Below are 16,298 nucleotides of genomic sequence, written 5' to 3'. Positions count from 1 at the left end.
CTGCCGGGAGCCATCCATGGAATCCTTTTCCGATCTCGGGGCCATCCTGCTGATGCAGGGCTTCAACGGTCTGTCGGTCTTCAGCGTGCTTTTGCTGATGGCCCTGGGCCTGGCGATCATCTTTGGCCAGATGGGCGTCATCAACATGGCCCATGGCGAGTTCCTGGCGGTGGGCGCCTATTGCACCTATCTCTGTTCCGAACTGGTCCAGCAGTACGCGCCCGGCCTGATGCCGGCCTACTTCTTCGTCGCCATCGTGTTTGCCTTTGCCGTGACCTTCAGCCTGGGCTGGGTGGTCGAGTGGCTGATGATCCGCCATCTCTACCGCCGGCCGCTGGACACGCTGCTGGCGACCTGGGGCCTGTCGCTGGTGCTGCAGCAAACGCTGCGCACGCTGTTCGGCCCGCGCGAAGTCAGCCCCACGCTGCCCGACTGGCTGATGGGGTCCTGGCAACCGCTGGACGGCGTGGACATCCCCATCAACGGCCTGTTCGTCATGTCCATCAGCATCGTGCTGACCGGCGCGCTGCTTCTGGCGTTGTACCGCTCGACCTGGGGCCTGCACGTGCGCGCCACGGTGCAGAACCGCGCCATGAGCGGCGCGGTCGGCATCGATACGAAGCGCGTGGACCGCGTGACGTTCTCGCTGGGCTGCGGGATCGCCGGCATTGCCGGGGCGGCCTTCACGACCATCGGATCCACCGGCCCGACCAGCGGTTCGCTCTACATCGTCGACACCTTCCTGACCGTGGTGTTTGGCGGTGCGGCCAGCCTGTTCGGCACCATCGCATCGGCCTTCGTCATCGCGCAGACGCAATCGATCTCGGAGTTCTTCATGACGGGGTCGATGGCAAAGGTGCTGACCCTGTCGGCCATCGTGATCATTCTGATGCTGCGCCCGCAAGGCCTGTTCAGCATCAAGGTACGCAAGTAGGGGGCGCATCATGCAGAAATTCTTTCGCAATGTCGTGGGGGGGCGCGAAGGGCTGGCCGGGCTGGCGATCCTGGCGCTGCTGCTCTTCGTGGTGTTTCCGCTCAGCCTGGACGTCTTCCGGCTCAACCTCATCGGCAAGTATCTTTCCTATGCGTTTGTGGCGCTGGGCCTGGTGCTGTGCTGGGGCTATGGCGGCATCCTGAGCCTGGGCCAGGGCGTGTTTTTCGGCCTGGGCGGCTATTGCATGGCCATGTTCCTGAAGCTGGAAGCCTCGACGCCAGAGGCCACCAAGATCCAGTCCACGCCCGGCATCCCGGACTTCATGGACTGGAACCAGCTGACCTCGCTACCCTGGTTCTGGGTGCCCTTCAAAAGCTTCTGGTTCACGTTGATGGCGGTGCCGGTGCTGCCCTGCCTGCTGGCGCTGATCCTGGGCGTGGCCATGTTCAAGCGCCGCGTGGGCGACACCTATTTCGCCATCGTGACCCAGGCCGTGGCCCTGATTCTGTCGGTGCTCATCATCGGCCAGCAAGGCTGGACCGGCGGGGTCAATGGCATCACCGACCTGAAGACGCTGCTGGGCTGGGATATCCGCACGGACAGCGCCCGGCTGACGCTGTACTTCGTCTGCGGCGTGCTGCTCTTTGCCTGCATCCTGTTCGGCCGCTACTTGCTCTCATCCAAACTGGGCAAACTCTTGATGGCCATGCGCGACAAAGAGGAACGCGTGCGCTTCTCGGGCTATGACGTCGCCAGCTTCAAGGTGTTTGTCTTCTGCGTGGCCGCCGTGTTCTCCGCGATAGGGGGCGCCATGTTCACCTTGCAGGTCGGCTTCATGTCGCCCTCCTTCGTGGGCATCGTGCCGTCCATTGAAATGGTCATCTTCGCCGCGGTGGGCGGGCGCCTGTCGTTGCTGGGCGCGGTCTACGGCACGCTGCTGGTCAACTTCGGCAAAAGCTATTTCTCCGAGAGTTTCCCGCAGCTCTGGCTGTTCCTGATGGGCGGCCTGTTCATTGCCGTCGTCATGGCGTTCCCCAACGGGCTGGCCGGCCTGTACCACCAATACACCCACAAGCGCCTGGCGCGCAAAGCGTCGCGCCGGCAGGCGGATGGCGCCACGGAGGCAGCATGAACCCATCAGAGTTCGCGTTGTACATCGAAGGCCTGACCGTCTCGTTCAACGGCTTTGTCGCCGTCAATGACCTGAACCTGTATGTCGACCAGGGAGAGCTGCGCGTGGTCATCGGCCCCAATGGCGCCGGCAAGACCACGCTGCTGGATCTGATCTGCGGCCGCACCAAGGCCACCGCCGGCTCCATCCGCTTCAAGGACACGGAGCTGACGGGCCTGGCCGAGTACGAAATCGTGCGCGCCGGCGTGGGCCGCAAGTTCCAGACCCCTTCCATCTATGAAACCCTGTCCGTTCGCGAGAACCTGGAAGTGTCGTTCCCGGCCGGGCGCAGCGTGCTGGGCGCGCTGACCTTCCGGCGCAGTGCGGCCGTCATCGAACGGGTCGAACAGGTGGCCGAAGAGATCTTCCTTGCCGATCACCTCGACCGCTCGGCGGAGTTGCTTTCGCACGGCCAGAAGCAATGGCTGGAAATCGGCATGCTGCTGATGCAGGAGCCCGAGCTGATGATGCTGGACGAACCGGTGGCCGGCATGAGCGTTTCCGAGCGCGAGCGCACCGCCGAACTGCTCAACCGCATCAGCCGCAATCGATCGCTCATCGTGATCGAGCATGACATGGAGTTCGTCAAGAACATCGCGCACAAGGTCACGGTGCTGCACCAGGGCCGTGTGCTGGCCGAGGGCAGCATGGACAAGGTGCAGTCCGATCCGCGCGTGGTTGAAGTCTATCTCGGCCACTGAGGCCAGGAGGCAGTATGTTCAATATCGCTGGCCTGGTGTCAGGCTATGGCCAAAGCAAAGTCATCCACGGTGTCGACATGGCCGTGGCTGCCGGCGAGATCGTCGCCGTGATGGGCCGAAACGGCATGGGCAAGACCACGCTGTTCAAGACCATGATGGGCATGCTGCCCACCATGCAGGGCTCGATCTCGCTGGACGGCAAGGCGCTCGAACGCCTGGAGAGCCATCAGCGCGTGCGCAGCGGAGTCGCTTACGTGCCGCAGGGCCGCATGATCTTCCCCACGCTGACCGTCGAAGAGAACATCCGCACCGGCATGCGCGGGCGGGCATTGCGCAACACCATTCCGGAAGACATCTACGCGCTGTTTCCGGTGTTGCACGAGATGCGCGGCCGGCGCGGCGGTGATCTTTCGGGCGGGCAGCAACAGCAGCTTGCCATCGCCCGCGCTTTGGTCACTAACCCGCGCGTGCTGCTGCTGGACGAGCCCACCGAGGGCATACAGCCGTCCATCATCAAGGACATCGCCCGCAGCCTGCTGGAAATCCGCAAGCTGCGCAATCTGGCCATCGTGGTGTCCGAGCAAGTCTTGAGTTTCACCATGCAGATCGCCGACCGGCTCATCGTGATCGACAAGGGCCGCTTCGTGCACGAAGACCCGCGCGAGCGCGTTGACGAGAAAACGATCAGCAAGTACCTGTCTGTCTGAAGCCGTTGTCCATCTCAAAGGAGCATGACATGCCCGAAACCCTGATCAAGGTCGACCTGGCCCAATCCCCCTACGAAAACGAAGGCGTGCACAATCGCTGGCATCCCGATATCCCCATGGCGACGTGGGTCAAGCCGGGCGATGACTTCGTGCTTGAAACCTACGACTGGACCGGCGGCGCGATCAAGAACGATGACGATGCCTCCGACGTGCGCGACGTGGACCTGTCCACGGTGCACTTCCTGTCCGGTCCGGTCGGCGTCGAAGGCGCCGAGCCTGGCGATCTGCTGGTGGTGGACCTGCTGGACATCGGCGCCAAAGACGAAAGCCTGTGGGGCTTCAATGGCTTTTTCAGCAAGAACAATGGCGGCGGCTTTCTGACCGAACACTTCCCTTCCGCGCAGAAATCGATCTGGGATTTCGAAGGCATGTTCACGACCTCGCGCCATATCCCTGGCGTGCGCTTCGCGGGCCTGATCCATCCGGGCCTGATCGGCTGCCTGCCGGACCAGGCGCTGCTGGACAAGTGGAATGAGCGTGAACAGAAGCTGATTGACAGCGATCCCGAGCGCGTTCCGCCCCTGGCCAATCCGCCGGCGCCCAAGACGGCGCATATGGGCAAGCTCAAGGGCGCCGAGCGCGAGCGCGCCGCCGCCACCGGCGCACGTACCGTGCCGCCGCGCGAACACGGCGGCAACTGCGACATCAAGGATCTGTCGCGCGGTTCGCGGGTGTTCTTTCCGGTGTACGTCCAAGGCGGCGGCCTGTCGGTCGGCGACCTGCACTTCTCGCAGGGCGATGGCGAGATCACCTTCTGCGGCGCGATCGAAATGGCGGGTTGGGTACACATGCGGGTGTCGCTCATCAAGGGCGGCATGGCCAAGTACGGCATACGCAATCCCATCTTCAAGCCCAGCCCCATCACGCCCAACTACAAGGACTATCTGATCTTCGAAGGCATTTCGGTCGATGAAGGCGGCAAGCAGCACTACCTGGACGTGCACATCGCCTATCGCCAGGCCTGCCTGAACGCCATCGAATACCTGAAGAAGTTCGGCTATTCGGGCGCACAGGCGTATTCGATCCTGGGCACGGCGCCGGTGCAGGGCCACATCAGCGGCGTGGTGGACATTCCCAATGCCTGCGCGACGTTGTGGCTGCCGACCGAGATCTTTGAAATCGATATCCAACCCAACGCGCTGGGCGACGTGCCGCAGATAGTGCGTGGCATGGATATGCCCATCGCCAAAGACCTTTGACATTGAGGAGCCGCCATGCCGCTCTATGACTATCGCTGCCAGGACTGCGGCGAGTTCTCCGTGATGAGGTCGCTGTCGCAATGGCGCGACCCCGCGCCGTGCCCCGATTGCGGGGGCGCCTGCGAGCGCTTCGTCAGCGGCGCGCCGGCGGTCTCGGCGCTGTCCTCGGCCATGAACCGCGCGCGCGCCGTCAATGAACGCGCCGCGCATGAGCCCCGTAGCACGCGTGGCGGGCACGGGATGGGGTGCGGGTGTTGCTCGGGGGGGAAGGCGACCGGAAAGACACGGCAGACCGCGGATGGGGGGAAGACCTTTGCGGGCGCGCGGCCGTGGATGATCAGTCACTGACAGGGGGAAAGGCGGACCAGTCTGGCCGCCGTTGCATCCGTGGGCTCAGCACATGCTGCCGGCCACGATTGCCATGGCGGCCATTTGCGCCGAAACCCGCTGTGCCAGCCTGACTTACGACTTCCCCAATGCCTCGATCGTGACGTCCAGAAGTGCACGCAGTCGCGCAACGCGACGAAGGTCGCGGTGATAGCCTAGCCAGACATCGCGGCCCGGAGGCGCTTCGCCCAAATCGATTCGTCGAATGTCCGGCGTGACGTCGCCCAGCGGGCAGGGCAATACCGCAAAGCCCGCTTTCTCGGCACACATGCGTGCTTGAACACTACGATTATTGCTGCCGAACACAATCCTTGCTCCCGGCAGTATCCGCTTGGCCCATTCGACGTCGGGCAACGAGCCGAATGCGCTGTCCATGCTGATCAGCGTTTGGCCGTCACCGTTCCCGCGTGACGGTGGGGCCAGATCGACGTGCCCATAAAGCGCATAGTCGATGCGCATCAGCTTGCGTTGGATGACGTCAGGCTCCTCGAACGGCGTAATGCGGAACAAGAGATCCGCCTCGTGCCGAGCCAGGTTGTAAAGACGCGAATCCGTGAGCAGCTCCAGCGTGATGCCCGGATGCCGCGCCAGAAAGCGCGCGAACACGGGCGTAAGCACGTGTATGCCGAACCAGTCCGATGACGAGACCCGCAGCATTCCGCTCAGTTGGGTCTCTTTTCCGGTCAGTGCACGGGTGAAGCCCAGCGCTTCTTCTTCCATTCGTTCCGCGTAGGCCAGCACCGCCGCGCCGTCATCGGTCAGGACGAAGCCATCGCTCGTGCGCTGAAACAGCGTGTGCCCAAGCGATTCTTCAAGCGCGCGCAACCTGCGTCCCATGGTGGGCTGGGTCTGGCCTAGCTGCTTTGCCGCGCCGCCCAGGGTGCCGCAGCGGGCAATCGCCAGAAAGACGCGCACGTCGCTCCACTCCAGGAGCATGTCATTCATTTTTGTTTGACAACTGTGCAATAACGTTGATTTACATGCGTTATAGCATGATCAAAGATGCAGGCATCGACTCGTTCATTCGACGAGCCAGCTACCAGAAAGGAATTGATCATGACCATGCAAGCGCTCATTCTCAACCGTTATAACGGCCCGCTTGAATTGACCGACATCGCGATGCCCCAGCCGGCCGACGGCCAAGTACGAGTGCGCATCGCCGCCAGCGGCCTCAATCCGCTGGATACCAAGATTCGTGCTGGCAGCGCGGCGCACGCAAGGCATCCGCTGCCCTTGGTGCTTGGCATCGATATGGCGGGCGTGGTCGATGCGGTCGGGCCCGGCGTGACCACTTTCCGGGTCGGCGATGAGGTCTATGGCATGACGGGCGGCGTGGGTGGCATCCAGGGATCGCTGGCCGAGTATGCGGTGGTGGATGCGGACCTGCTCGCCATCAAGCCGGTAAACCTGTCGATGCGTGAAGCCGCGGCGCTGCCCCTGGCGTTTATCACGTCATATTCGGGCATCGTCGACCGCGCGCGCCTGCAGGCCGGTCAAACCGTGCTGGTGCAAGGCGGCGCGGGCGGTGTCGGCCACGTGTCGGTGCAACTGGCGCGTGCGCTGGGCGCGCAGGTTTTTGCCACGGCCAGTTTGCGTGACCATGATTTTGTTGCGCGCCTGGGCGCAACGCCCATCGACTACCAGTCACAGCCGGTTGAGAAGTATGTGGCCTCGTTCACGCAGGGCGTTGGCTTCGATCTTGTCGTGGACACGGTGGGTGGCCCATCGCTTGATGCTGCGTTCGCCGCGGTGAAGCACTTTGGGCATGTCGTCAGCGCCCTGGGATGGGGTACGCATGCGTTGGCGCCGCTGTCGTTCCGCGAGGCCACGTACTCAGGCATATTCACCCTGTATCCGCTTCTCACGGGGCAGCACCGCGCCCATCACGGCGCCATGTTGCGCGAAGCCACTCGGCTGGTTGAAGCCGGCAAGCTCATGCCAAATCTCGATCCCCGCCGTTTCGACCTGCGCTCGGCAGAGGTCGCCTACGACGCTATCTCGAACGCAACCGCGCGGGGGAAGATCGTGGTGGACGTGGCATGAGCCTTGGAACGGCGGGGAAGTCGACGCTCGCGCCATTCTTGTGGGTCCGCTAATCCACTGCCTTAAAAATCACTCGCTGGCGCGAGCGGTCTTGATGACTGAGCACGGAGGATCTGGATGACGCTGTCGGCAAACTCGTCAATGCCTATCCCAAGCTTGGCGTACTTCCACCGCTTGACGTACCAGTCTTGCGCCAGGGCAAGGGCATGCGATGCATAAAGCGTGGTTGTCTCCGCGTCGTAGTTGCCTGATGCCAAAGCCCGCTCGGCGAGGCGATTCTGGAAATGCAGCTCGGCGGACTTCGCGACTGATTTCTGCCGGGCGGGCAGCACTCGCGAGTCCATGAAGACGAAGTAGAACCAAGGGTGAAGGATCTCCGACAGGTAGATGTGCCCGCGCAGTGTGGCTTCGAGGCTGGCCTGTCCGTCTTCCAAGCCCTCGAACCAGGCGGGAATCGCTTCGCTGGCGTGGCGCACGACGTCCTCGATCATGGCAGCCAAGTCGTCCTTGGTACTGATGTAGCCGTACAGCCCGCCCATGGACAGACCTGATTCCTTGCACAGGTCTCGCAGCGACATCGCGGCGAAGCCGGATCGATTGGCGATTCGGAAGGTGGCGCCCACGACGCGCTTGAGATTCTCGATGACGGTGCCAGAACGGCGCACCGTCATTCGGTGGCTCTGCCGCTGCAGCACCAACTCGTAGACATTGTCCGCATCAATGGGCGAAGCGCGGCGGAAATCCGCGAAAGAGAAGTCGGGCGAAAGTTCTGACCGCATAGCGGAATGGTCCCTTGTTGAGCCTCTGGCGTCGAACTTAGACTACCTCAAAACCGAGCGAGCGCTCGCAATATTCAAGGATGGAGACAATAGGCCGCCATGACCGGATTAATCACCGATCGGGAACTGCAATTCCTGCTTTATGAGTTGCTGAACACCCGCGAACTTATTCAGCGGCCTCGTTATCAGGCCCTTGCTGATGACGTGCTGGATGCCACGCTGGACGCGGCCAGGCGACTCGCTTCCGAAGTGTTTGCCCCGCATTACGCCAAGGGCGACCAGCATCAACCTGAGTTCGTGGATGGCACAGCCCGTGTCATCCCGGAAACCGCCCGTGCCTGGAGCGCATTCGCAGAAGCGGGGTTTCTCAATGCCCACTGGGATGAGGACGAAGGCGGTACGCAGCTGCCGGAAACGGTCTTTAGGGCGGCGATGGCGCTCTTTTTTGGCAGCAACGTCGCGACAATGGGCTATCCCTTCCTCACGATCGGTGCCGCCAACTTGTTGAGGGCTTTCGGTACGCCGGAACTCAAGTCGCGGTACCTGGAGGCCATGGGTGACGGACGTTGTGCCGGCACGATGTGCCTGACAGAGCCGGGTCAGGGATCGGCCCTCGGGGACATCAAGGCCTACGCCGTGCCGCAGGACGACGGCAGCTATCGTGTGGTCGGCCAGAAGATGTTCATCTCCGGGGGCGACCAGAACTTCACGCGGAACATCGTGCACATGGTGCTCGCCCGCATTCAGGGAGCGCCAGCCGGTGCTGGCGGCATCTCGCTTTTCCTGGTGCCGAAGTGGCTTGTGGACGATACGGGCTCGCCGTGCGAGCGCAATGACGTGGCGCTGGCCGGCCTGCTGCACAAGATGGGCTGGCGCAACACGACCTCCACGGTGCTGTCGTTTGGTGAGCAAGGCGGCGCGCGCGGCTACCTGATCGGCGCACCTGGGCAGGGCCTGGCTCACATGTTCCACATGATGAACGAGGCGCGCATCGGCGTCGGACTCATTGCGGCGTCGCTTGCCTATCGGGGGTACGCCGAGTCGCTGGCCTATGCCCGCGACCGTCACCAAGGGCGTCTGCCTTCTTCCAAGACGCCAGGGTCGCCCCAGGTGCGTTTGGTCGAGCACGCCGACGTGCGCCGTCTGCTGCTCGCCCAGAAGGCCTACGCCGAGGGCGCGCTGGGGCTGTGTCTTTACGCCAGCTCGCTCTTTGAGGACCAGCACACCCATCAGGATGCGCAGCGCCGCCAACACGCCGCGATGTTGCTCGACGTGCTTACCCCGGTTGTGAAATCCTGGCCTGCGCGTTACGGCTGCGTCGCCAACGACATGGCCATCCAGGTGCTGGGCGGTTCGGGTTACACCAACGAGTACACCGTCGAGCAGCTCTATCGAGACCAGCGGCTGAACCCCATTCACGAGGGGGCCGAGGCGATTCACGGCCTGGACCTGCTTGCGCGCAAGATCCGCTTGCACGATGGCGCCGGACTGGCGCTGTTCTGCTCGGTTGTTCGAGACACGGTCGAGGCGGCCAGGCAGGAAGCCGCACTCGCTGGCGCTGCCGCGCTGCTCGAGAGCGTCCTGACCAAACTCGAGGGCGTGTCGGCAGCGTTGCTGCGCATGCAGGGGCAGGACATCGACCTGGCCCTGGCCAACGCCACGGTCTACCTGGACGTCTTCGGCAAGGTGGCCGTGGGGTGGATCTGGCTCCAGCAGGCCCTGGTCGCCACGCGCGCGCTAGCTGCTGACCCGGCGCGCGATGCCGCTTACTACCAAGGGAAGTTGGCTGCGCAACGCTATTTCTTCGACTGGGATTTGCGCGCCGCATTCCCGATCCTGGAGCGGCTCGCGGCGTTCGACCGCACCGCGTTCGACATGAACGAGGAGTGGTTCCAATGACGCAATTCCTCTCATACGACCAGACTGGCGCGACGGCGGTGATCCGGCTCTGGTCGCCGCCGGTCAACGCCCTTTCCCGGGGCGTGCGCATCGTGCTCTACGATGCGATCATGCGTGCGGCGGAAGATCCCGGTGTCCGAGCGGTCGTGTTGACGGGCAATGGCCGCATCTTCAGTGCTGGCGCCGACATCTCGGAATTCCGCTCGGGGTCCATGTTTGCGGGACGCGACCTGACGCAGGTGATCGGACTGCTCGATGCGCTGGATAAGCCGATCGTGGCAGCGATTGAAGGCTCCGCGCTTGGCGGCGGCCTGGAACTGGCGTTGGGTTGCCATGCGCGGGTGGCAGCCCAAGACGCAACGCTCGGCTTGCCAGAGATTAGGTTGGGAGTCATCCCTGGTGGCACGGGCACGCAGCGCCTGCCGCGCCTCGTGGGCGTGGATGCGGCCTTGCGCATGATGATCGGCGGTGAAGCGATTGACGCCGCACAGGCTAAGGCGATCGGCCTGGTTGATGCCGTGGCGACGGGCGATGTGGTCCAGGCTGCCCTCGATTTTGCCGAAAGGCTAGCCCAGACTGGCTCAACAAGACGCACCAGCGAGCTCGCAGTACGCGGGGCCGACACCGCCGATTTGCAGCTCGACACCTGGCATCCGTTCATCAAGAGGGTCAAGGCACCGGCCTATGCAGCCTCGCAGATCCTGGCTTGCGTGCATGACGCGATCCGCCTGCCCTTTGCTGAGGCGGTTAGGCAGGAACGGCAGCGCTTTGAGCAATGCAACGCTTCAGAAGCGGCCCAGGGGCTGCAGCATGCCTTCGTCGCCACCCGCGCGGCAGCCAAACTGCCCGCCTCTTATGCGGGGGCGAAAATTCGTGACATTTCCCGGGTGGCCATCATCGGGGGCGGTACGATGGGCCGCGGCATCGCCATGGCGGTGGCCCAGGGAGGCTTCGATGCGACGGTGATCGAGACCGACCCGGAGCGTGCCGCTGCGGCGTTGGATACGATTCGTGGCGAATACCAGCGGCAGGTCACGTCCAACCGCATTGACGCCCAGCGCGCCCAGCAGCTCTCGTCGCGCATTCAGGCCTGCGCCGTGTTCGAAGCGGTGCGCGATGCGGATCTGATCATCGAAGCCGTCTACGAGAACCTGGACATCAAGCGCGAGATCGCACGGCGTCTGGGCCAGGCCTGCAGGCCTGGGGCGATCATCGCCAGCAACACCTCCACGCTGAACATCGACCTGCTGGCAAAGGAAAGCGGCCGGGCGAGTGACTTCCTAGGCTTGCATTTCTTCAGCCCGGCCAACGTGATGCGGTTGGTGGAAGTGGTCCGAGGCCAGGCCACCGACGACGCTGTGATGGCCACCGCCATGGACTTCGTCCGTCGGATTGCCAAGAGTCCCGTCATCACCGGCGTGTGTTATGGCTTCATCGGCAATCGCATGCTCGAACCCTATCTGCGTGAAGTCGAGGCGCTTTTGCTGCAAGGCTGCACACCTGCGCGCATCGACGCGGCGCTTGAATCGTTCGGCATGGCCATGGGGCCCTGCCGAATGATGGACCTGGCGGGCGTGGACGTGGTGGCCAAGGTGGTCGAGGAACGCGGCAAGCAAAGTAGCCTGCCAGACGATCCGCACTACCGCATTGTCTGCCGCCAATTGGCCGGCCTGGGGCATTTCGGCCAAAAGAGCGGCCAGGGCTTCTACACCTACGACGGTAGACGGATCGTAGATGATGGCGCCGCTATCGGTTCCATCGCGGCGCTGGCGGCGCGCCATGGCATTGCGCCTCGGGCTGGGATCGACGCGAACGAGATCGTCGAGCGCTGCCTCTTTCCGCTCATCAATGAAGGCTTTTCCATCGTCGAAGAGGGAATTGCTTATCGCGAATCGGATGTCGACGTCGTTTGGCTGGCCGGCTACGGCTTTCCCGCGGAGCGCGGCGGGCCGCTGTTCTACGCGCGTCGCCTGGGGCTGCGGGTTGTCGGCCAGCGGCTTCGGCACTACGCAGCCGAGTTTGGTGACGCGCACGGTTATTGGAGCCTGGCGACCACGATTGGTGCGGTGGCCGACCTGGATACGAAGGAGCCAGCATGAAAGACGCAGTCATCGTTTCCACGGCGCGAACCCCGATCGGGCGCGCCTACAAAGGGGCCTTCAATCACACCAAGTCGCCCTCGCTACTGGGCCACGCGCTGTTCCATGCGGCCGAACGCGCCGATCTGGAGCCGCAGGAGATCGACGATGTGATAGCCGGTACCGTCCTCAGTTCGGGTACGGCAGGCATGAACGTGGCGCGCAATGCCGCGCTGGCGGCGGGCTTCGGGCACCAGGTGCCAGGCCAGACGGTTGATCGGCAGTGCGCTTCGGGCTTGATGGCCGTTGCCATCGCGGCCAAGCAGATCATCGTCGACGGTATGCGGGTCGTCATCGCGGGCGGCCAGGAGAACATCTCGGCCGAGCAGATTAGGTATTTCGACGGTGTTAGCCAGTCTCAGGACGCGGCGGTTATCGCCCGGGCGCCTCACGCATACATGCCGATGCTGCTGACGGCCGAACATGTGGCTCGTCAGTACCGTATCAGCCGTGAAGCGCAGGATGCCTACGCCCTGACCTCGCAGCAGCGCACGGCGCTGGCTCAGTCGCTGGGCCGATTCGGCCAGGAGATCGTTCCTCTTGAGTCGACCCGGCGCGTGCCAGGCAAGAACGGCGAAGCCGACAGTTTCGTGGTGGAGCGCCTGACGCAGGACGAAGGCAATCGGCCGGGCACTACGATCGAAAGCCTGGGCCAGCTCAAACCGGTGATCGAAGGCGGCACCATCACGGCCGGCAACGCCAGCCAACTCTCCGACGGCGCCAGCGCCTGCGTGCTCATGGAGGGCGCGCTCGCCGCACGTCGGGGGCTCCGGCCATTGGGGCTGTACCGCGGCATCGCCATGGCGGGCGTGGCGCCCGAAGAAATGGGCATCGGCCCCATTCATGCCGTGCCACGCCTGCTCAAGCAGCATGGTTTGACGGTGGACGACATCGGGCTGTGGGAACTTAACGAAGCCTTCGCCTGCCAGGCGCTCTACTGCCGTGATGCCCTCGGGATCGATCCTGACAAGTTCAATGTCAGCGGGGGCGGTATCTCGATAGGGCATCCCTACGGAATGACCGGCTCGCGGCTTGTCGGGCATGCCCTGATCGAGGGTCGTCGCCGGGGCGTCAAGTTCGTCGTGGTGACCATGTGCGTGGGCGGCGGAATGGGCGCGGCCGGCCTTTTCGAGGTGCTCCCATGAATATGCTCGATACGCTTTTCAATCTGCGCGGCAAGGTGACCTTTGTGTCCGGCGCTTCCAGTGGAATAGGCTTGCATAGCGCGAAACTGTTCGCCCAGGCCGGGGCCTTCGTGATTCTTGCGGCCCGGCGTGCCGACCGGCTGGCGGAAGGCGTTGCATCGCTCCGGGCCGAGGGGTATGGCGCCGCCGCCGTCAGCCTGGACCTGACGGACCCATCCAGCATCGCCCCGGCTTGGGCCGCAGCCGAGGACCAGGCCGGACAGCCCGTGGACATCCTCTTCAACAACGCAGGCGTCATCTACGTCGACCGCTTCATCGACCAGACGTTGGAGGAAGTCACCCGCGTTTTCGATACGAATCTCAAGGGCAACTTCCTGGTCGCCCAAGAGGCGGCGCGTCGAATGGCGGTTCGCGGCAGCGGAAGCATTATCAATGTCGCGTCCTCCTCTGGCCTGCGGGCCGCAGGCCACATGTCGAGCTACGGCGCTTCGAAGGCCGGCTTGATCCACCTGACCCAGATCATGGCGCTCGAGCTTGCCGGCAAGGGGGTACGCGTGAACGCGCTGGCCCCAGGAAACATTGAAACCGACATGCATGCGCATTTCGCGGATCACGGCTTCGATGAATCCATCAGAAAGCGCATTCCCATGCGCCGATTCGGCCAACCATCCGATCTTGACGGCGCCATGTTGCTGCTGGCCTCGGACGCAGGACGCTACATCACTGGCGCCGTACTCGCAGTAGATGGCGGGCAGACGCTTAGCTGGATGTAGCGGAAGACAAAAACAAATTAACTATCAGACCAACGGAGACAACAATGAACCTTACTCGCCAAAGCAAGGCGCTTTTCTCGATCACCCTGTCGCTGCTGCTGGGCACAGGCGCGGCAGCGCATGCGCAGGCCTATCCCACTGAGCCGGTCAAGATCATCGCGCCATATGCCGCAGGGGGTGCCGTGGATATCGTGGCACGTACGCTAGGTGACCAGATGAGCCGATCTCTGGGACAGCCCGTCATCGTCGACAACCGAACCGGCGCGGCTGGCAACATCGGCGTGGACGCGGTGGCCAAGTCGCCGGCGGATGGCTACACCTTGTCGGTGGCATTGAGTTCAAACCTGATGATCAACCAGTTTCTCTACACCAAGCTGCCTTATAGCCCGGGAAAGGACCTGAAGCTGGTCGCCAAGGTAGCCGATGCACCTCTGTTCCTGGTGGTCGATGCGAAGCTGAATATCAACAACGCTGAAGACCTACGCAAGTACGTCAGCGCCCACAAGGGCAAGCTCTCTTATGGGTCCTGGGGCGTGGGGACAATCGCCCACATGAGCGCCAGCCGCATCAACGACATCCTTGACGGAGGCATGGTGCACATTGCTTATCGCGGCGAGTCGCTCATGATCAACGATCTGATTGCCGGCAATATTCAGATCTCGTTTGCCACGGGAGCCCAGGCGGCCCAGTTTGTCGCGGACGGCCGGCTCAAGGCGATTGGTGTGAGCGGCCCCGGTCGCAGCCGTGTCATGCCGGAGGTTCCCACGCTCAGCGAAGCCGGATTCGACGATCCGTTGCTGCGTGCAGTGGGTTGGGTGGGAATGGCCGCGCCCGCTGGCACGCCCGCGCCTATCGTCGACAAGCTGGCCGGCGTCGTGGACGAGGCCCTCAAGCGAAAAGATGTGCAAGAGCGCATCCGCGGTCTGGGATGGGAGCCCAGCTTCCAGGGACCGGCCGACGTTGCGGCCACCTATCAACGCGAAGCGCCGCTTTGGAAGAAGGTCGTTGAACAGTCCGGCGCGAAGCTGGACTGATACCTGAAATTTCTCGAGGGCGACACATGTCTACCAGATGTCAGTCAGTCGAACCTGTGCGAACCGCCGTGGCGGAAATGAATGCCTGGTTCTTCGATACCTATCTCCCGATGTGGATCAAGTTGGGCGCCGATTCAGGCTCAGGCGTGCAGGAAATCCTCAATTTCTGGGGGGCTCCGTTGCATGCCGCATCGGTGAATATGACCCGTTGCCTGATGACGGGCGAAGATGTCATTGCCCTGCTGCGCGCCAACCAGATTCCGCTGCAAGCCGAGAGCTATACCCATACGGTGGTCCTGGATCGTCATGTGAAGGGCTACAACCAGAACGCCGGCTCGATCGATGTCATTTGGTCTCGCCGTCGTGCCGACGAGACGGAAATCGAACGTCGCGCAGTCCATTTCGAGATACACCGAACTTCCGGCGGCTGGCGGGTCGTTGCCATCGCCAGCGTATTGAGCGACCGGAATTCGCTCAATGAAATATGGGAAACCGTTTGAATCAAGGAGCTTCGTCATGAGCACTGAAGAGACCGTAGGCTACGAACTCAAGCAGGGCGTTGCGATCGTTACGCTCCAGCGCCCGCCGCAGAATCGACTGAATCGTCCTCTATTCGCGCAGTTGGACGCAGCGATGCGGCGTGGTATCCGAGAAGGGGCCCGCTGCCTTCTTTTTCGCGGGATGGGTAGCGATTTCTGCCTGGGTGGTGACTTCCGCGAATGGCCCCACCTGACCGACCACTCCACACGGCGCGAGCGCTTTGGCTTTTCTAATGGCGTGCTTAATGCCATCGAGTCCGCGTCCATTCCCACCGTCACGGAAGTCCGCGGACGCGCATTCGGTGGTGGCTTTGAACTCGCCCTGCACACGGATTTCATTGTGGCGGCGGAATCGGCGCGATTCCGCTTTTCCGAGGCCACGTTGGGGGTGGCGCCGCTTGCGGGAGGCGTGCAGCGGGTGGCGGAACGTGCCGGCCGCAGTGTTGCGGCGCGCCTGGTGATGCTCTCCGAGGAGATCTCCGCTCGCGAGGCTCTGGCCTTGCACATCGCCACCAAGGTCGTGCCGGACTCCGACCTGCATTCCACGGCATTTGATCTGGCTGTCAAACTGGCCTCAGGGCCGACTCGTGCTCATGGCGTGACCAAGGCCATTCTGAGCGCCTGGTCCGCCGGCGGCGTGCGCGCGGCGGATGAAGCCATGATCGAGCACGTGTCCGTCCTGTTGGCCACCGATGACGTGCAGCGCGGCGTCGCGTCCGCGATCGAAGCTATCGAAGCCGGCAAAGAGCGGCCGGCCATGGTGTTCAACGGGCAGTAGTCGTCCAGCCT

General features: G+C 63.2%; 16 protein-coding genes. 14 read left to right on the top strand and 2 right to left on the bottom strand.

Going from position 1 to position 16,298, the window contains the following annotated elements; translation table 11 throughout:
- Positions 1-16 precede the first annotated feature (16 nt).
- The 6 genes from urtB to BXA00_RS08035 are packed head-to-tail and all read left to right on the top strand — an operon-like array spanning position 17 to position 5,120.
- Positions 17-934, top strand: coding sequence for an urea ABC transporter permease subunit UrtB (urtB, locus tag BXA00_RS08060; protein ID WP_076517795.1), 918 nt, complete (start codon positions 17-19; stop codon positions 932-934).
- Positions 935-944: 10 nt separating this feature from the next.
- On the top strand, positions 945-2,066 hold the full coding sequence (gene urtC, locus BXA00_RS08055) for an urea ABC transporter permease subunit UrtC (RefSeq protein WP_076517793.1): 1,122 nt from the start codon (positions 945-947) through the stop codon (positions 2,064-2,066).
- Positions 2,063-2,806, top strand: coding sequence for an urea ABC transporter ATP-binding protein UrtD (gene urtD, locus BXA00_RS08050; RefSeq protein ID WP_076517791.1), 744 nt, complete (start codon positions 2,063-2,065; stop codon positions 2,804-2,806). The genes urtC and urtD overlap by 4 nt, the downstream gene beginning before the upstream one ends.
- A gap of 14 nt (positions 2,807-2,820) precedes the next feature.
- A complete protein-coding gene (urtE, locus tag BXA00_RS08045; protein WP_076517789.1) occupies positions 2,821-3,513 on the top strand; it encodes an urea ABC transporter ATP-binding subunit UrtE in 693 nt (230 codons plus the stop codon).
- A 29-nt stretch (positions 3,514-3,542) separates the two neighbouring features.
- Positions 3,543-4,772, top strand: a complete 1,230-nt coding sequence (gene fmdA, locus BXA00_RS08040) for a formamidase (RefSeq protein ID WP_076517787.1) — start codon at positions 3,543-3,545, stop codon at positions 4,770-4,772.
- 15 nt (positions 4,773-4,787) lie between these two features.
- Positions 4,788-5,120, top strand: a complete 333-nt coding sequence (locus BXA00_RS08035; protein WP_076517785.1) for a zinc ribbon domain-containing protein — start codon at positions 4,788-4,790, stop codon at positions 5,118-5,120.
- 114 nt (positions 5,121-5,234) lie between these two features.
- Here BXA00_RS08035 and BXA00_RS08030 read toward each other — a convergent pair whose 3' ends face one another.
- The gene (locus tag BXA00_RS08030; protein ID WP_076517783.1) at positions 5,235-6,104 is read right to left on the bottom strand and encodes a LysR family transcriptional regulator; all 870 of its coding nucleotides are present in this window, start codon (positions 6,102-6,104) and stop codon (positions 5,235-5,237) included.
- Positions 6,105-6,215: 111 nt separating this feature from the next.
- Between BXA00_RS08030 and BXA00_RS08025 the strand changes: the two genes are divergently transcribed.
- Positions 6,216-7,202, top strand: coding sequence for a zinc-dependent alcohol dehydrogenase family protein (locus BXA00_RS08025; protein WP_076517781.1), 987 nt, complete (start codon positions 6,216-6,218; stop codon positions 7,200-7,202).
- Between the two features lie 62 nt (positions 7,203-7,264).
- Here BXA00_RS08025 and BXA00_RS08020 read toward each other — a convergent pair whose 3' ends face one another.
- Positions 7,265-7,981, bottom strand: a complete 717-nt coding sequence (locus BXA00_RS08020; RefSeq protein ID WP_076517779.1) for a TetR/AcrR family transcriptional regulator — start codon at positions 7,979-7,981, stop codon at positions 7,265-7,267.
- A 99-nt stretch (positions 7,982-8,080) separates the two neighbouring features.
- On the opposite strand from BXA00_RS08020, the gene BXA00_RS08015 reads away from it, so the two are divergent.
- The 7 genes from BXA00_RS08015 (at position 8,081) to BXA00_RS07985 (ending at position 16,287) form a co-directional block, all read left to right on the top strand.
- Positions 8,081-9,880 (top strand): acyl-CoA dehydrogenase, encoded by a 1,800-nt coding sequence (locus tag BXA00_RS08015; protein ID WP_076517777.1) that lies wholly within the window; start codon positions 8,081-8,083, stop codon positions 9,878-9,880.
- Positions 9,877-11,979 carry a 3-hydroxyacyl-CoA dehydrogenase NAD-binding domain-containing protein gene (locus BXA00_RS08010; RefSeq protein ID WP_076517775.1) on the top strand — a complete coding sequence of 701 codons (2,103 nt, stop codon included), beginning with the start codon at positions 9,877-9,879 and terminating at the stop codon, positions 11,977-11,979. The genes BXA00_RS08015 and BXA00_RS08010 overlap by 4 nt, the downstream gene beginning before the upstream one ends.
- Positions 11,976-13,163 (top strand): acetyl-CoA C-acyltransferase, encoded by a 1,188-nt coding sequence (locus tag BXA00_RS08005; RefSeq protein WP_076517773.1) that lies wholly within the window; start codon positions 11,976-11,978, stop codon positions 13,161-13,163. The genes BXA00_RS08010 and BXA00_RS08005 overlap by 4 nt, the downstream gene beginning before the upstream one ends.
- Positions 13,160-13,936: an SDR family NAD(P)-dependent oxidoreductase gene (locus BXA00_RS08000; RefSeq protein ID WP_083714215.1), complete on the top strand. Its 777-nt coding sequence runs from the start codon at positions 13,160-13,162 to the stop codon at positions 13,934-13,936. Before BXA00_RS08005 ends, BXA00_RS08000 begins: the two co-directional genes overlap by 4 nt.
- Before the next feature lie 44 nt (positions 13,937-13,980).
- Positions 13,981-14,970 (top strand): tripartite tricarboxylate transporter substrate binding protein, encoded by a 990-nt coding sequence (locus BXA00_RS07995; RefSeq protein WP_076517769.1) that lies wholly within the window; start codon positions 13,981-13,983, stop codon positions 14,968-14,970.
- Positions 14,971-15,047: 77 nt separating this feature from the next.
- Positions 15,048-15,470: a hypothetical protein gene (locus BXA00_RS07990; protein WP_231952229.1), complete on the top strand. Its 423-nt coding sequence runs from the start codon at positions 15,048-15,050 to the stop codon at positions 15,468-15,470.
- A gap of 16 nt (positions 15,471-15,486) precedes the next feature.
- Entirely contained in the window at positions 15,487-16,287 is an 801-nt protein-coding gene (locus BXA00_RS07985; protein ID WP_076517765.1) for an enoyl-CoA hydratase/isomerase family protein, read from the top strand.
- The last annotated feature ends 11 nt before the right edge of the window (positions 16,288-16,298 follow it).

The organism is Achromobacter sp. MFA1 R4 (assembly GCF_900156745.1).
Lineage (GTDB): Bacteria > Pseudomonadota > Gammaproteobacteria > Burkholderiales > Burkholderiaceae_B > Achromobacter.
This window is presented reverse-complemented; position numbering and strand designations above follow the sequence as displayed.

Excerpts from the sequence above, each read along its gene's own strand:
- BXA00_RS07995 (WP_076517769.1), top strand. The coding sequence starts at position 13,981 with ATGAACCTTACTCGCCAAAGCAAGGCGCTTTTCTCGATCACCCTGTCG.
- BXA00_RS08015 (WP_076517777.1), top strand. The coding sequence starts at position 8,081 with ATGACCGGATTAATCACCGATCGGGAACTGCAATTCCTGCTTTATGAG.
- BXA00_RS08000 (WP_083714215.1), top strand. The coding sequence starts at position 13,160 with ATGAATATGCTCGATACGCTTTTCAATCTGCGCGGCAAGGTGACCTTT.
- urtE (WP_076517789.1), top strand. The coding sequence starts at position 2,821 with ATGTTCAATATCGCTGGCCTGGTGTCAGGCTATGGCCAAAGCAAAGTC.
- BXA00_RS08010 (WP_076517775.1), top strand. The coding sequence starts at position 9,877 with ATGACGCAATTCCTCTCATACGACCAGACTGGCGCGACGGCGGTGATC.
- BXA00_RS08025 (WP_076517781.1), top strand. The coding sequence starts at position 6,216 with ATGACCATGCAAGCGCTCATTCTCAACCGTTATAACGGCCCGCTTGAA.
- BXA00_RS08005 (WP_076517773.1), top strand. The coding sequence starts at position 11,976 with ATGAAAGACGCAGTCATCGTTTCCACGGCGCGAACCCCGATCGGGCGC.
- BXA00_RS08030 (WP_076517783.1), bottom strand. The coding sequence starts at position 6,104 with ATGAATGACATGCTCCTGGAGTGGAGCGACGTGCGCGTCTTTCTGGCG.
- urtD (WP_076517791.1), top strand. The coding sequence starts at position 2,063 with ATGAACCCATCAGAGTTCGCGTTGTACATCGAAGGCCTGACCGTCTCG.
- BXA00_RS07990 (WP_231952229.1), top strand. The coding sequence starts at position 15,048 with ATGAATGCCTGGTTCTTCGATACCTATCTCCCGATGTGGATCAAGTTG.
- urtC (WP_076517793.1), top strand. The coding sequence starts at position 945 with ATGCAGAAATTCTTTCGCAATGTCGTGGGGGGGCGCGAAGGGCTGGCC.
- fmdA (WP_076517787.1), top strand. The coding sequence starts at position 3,543 with ATGCCCGAAACCCTGATCAAGGTCGACCTGGCCCAATCCCCCTACGAA.
- urtB (WP_076517795.1), top strand. The coding sequence starts at position 17 with ATGGAATCCTTTTCCGATCTCGGGGCCATCCTGCTGATGCAGGGCTTC.
- BXA00_RS08035 (WP_076517785.1), top strand. The coding sequence starts at position 4,788 with ATGCCGCTCTATGACTATCGCTGCCAGGACTGCGGCGAGTTCTCCGTG.
- BXA00_RS08020 (WP_076517779.1), bottom strand. The coding sequence starts at position 7,981 with ATGCGGTCAGAACTTTCGCCCGACTTCTCTTTCGCGGATTTCCGCCGC.
- BXA00_RS07985 (WP_076517765.1), top strand. The coding sequence starts at position 15,487 with ATGAGCACTGAAGAGACCGTAGGCTACGAACTCAAGCAGGGCGTTGCG.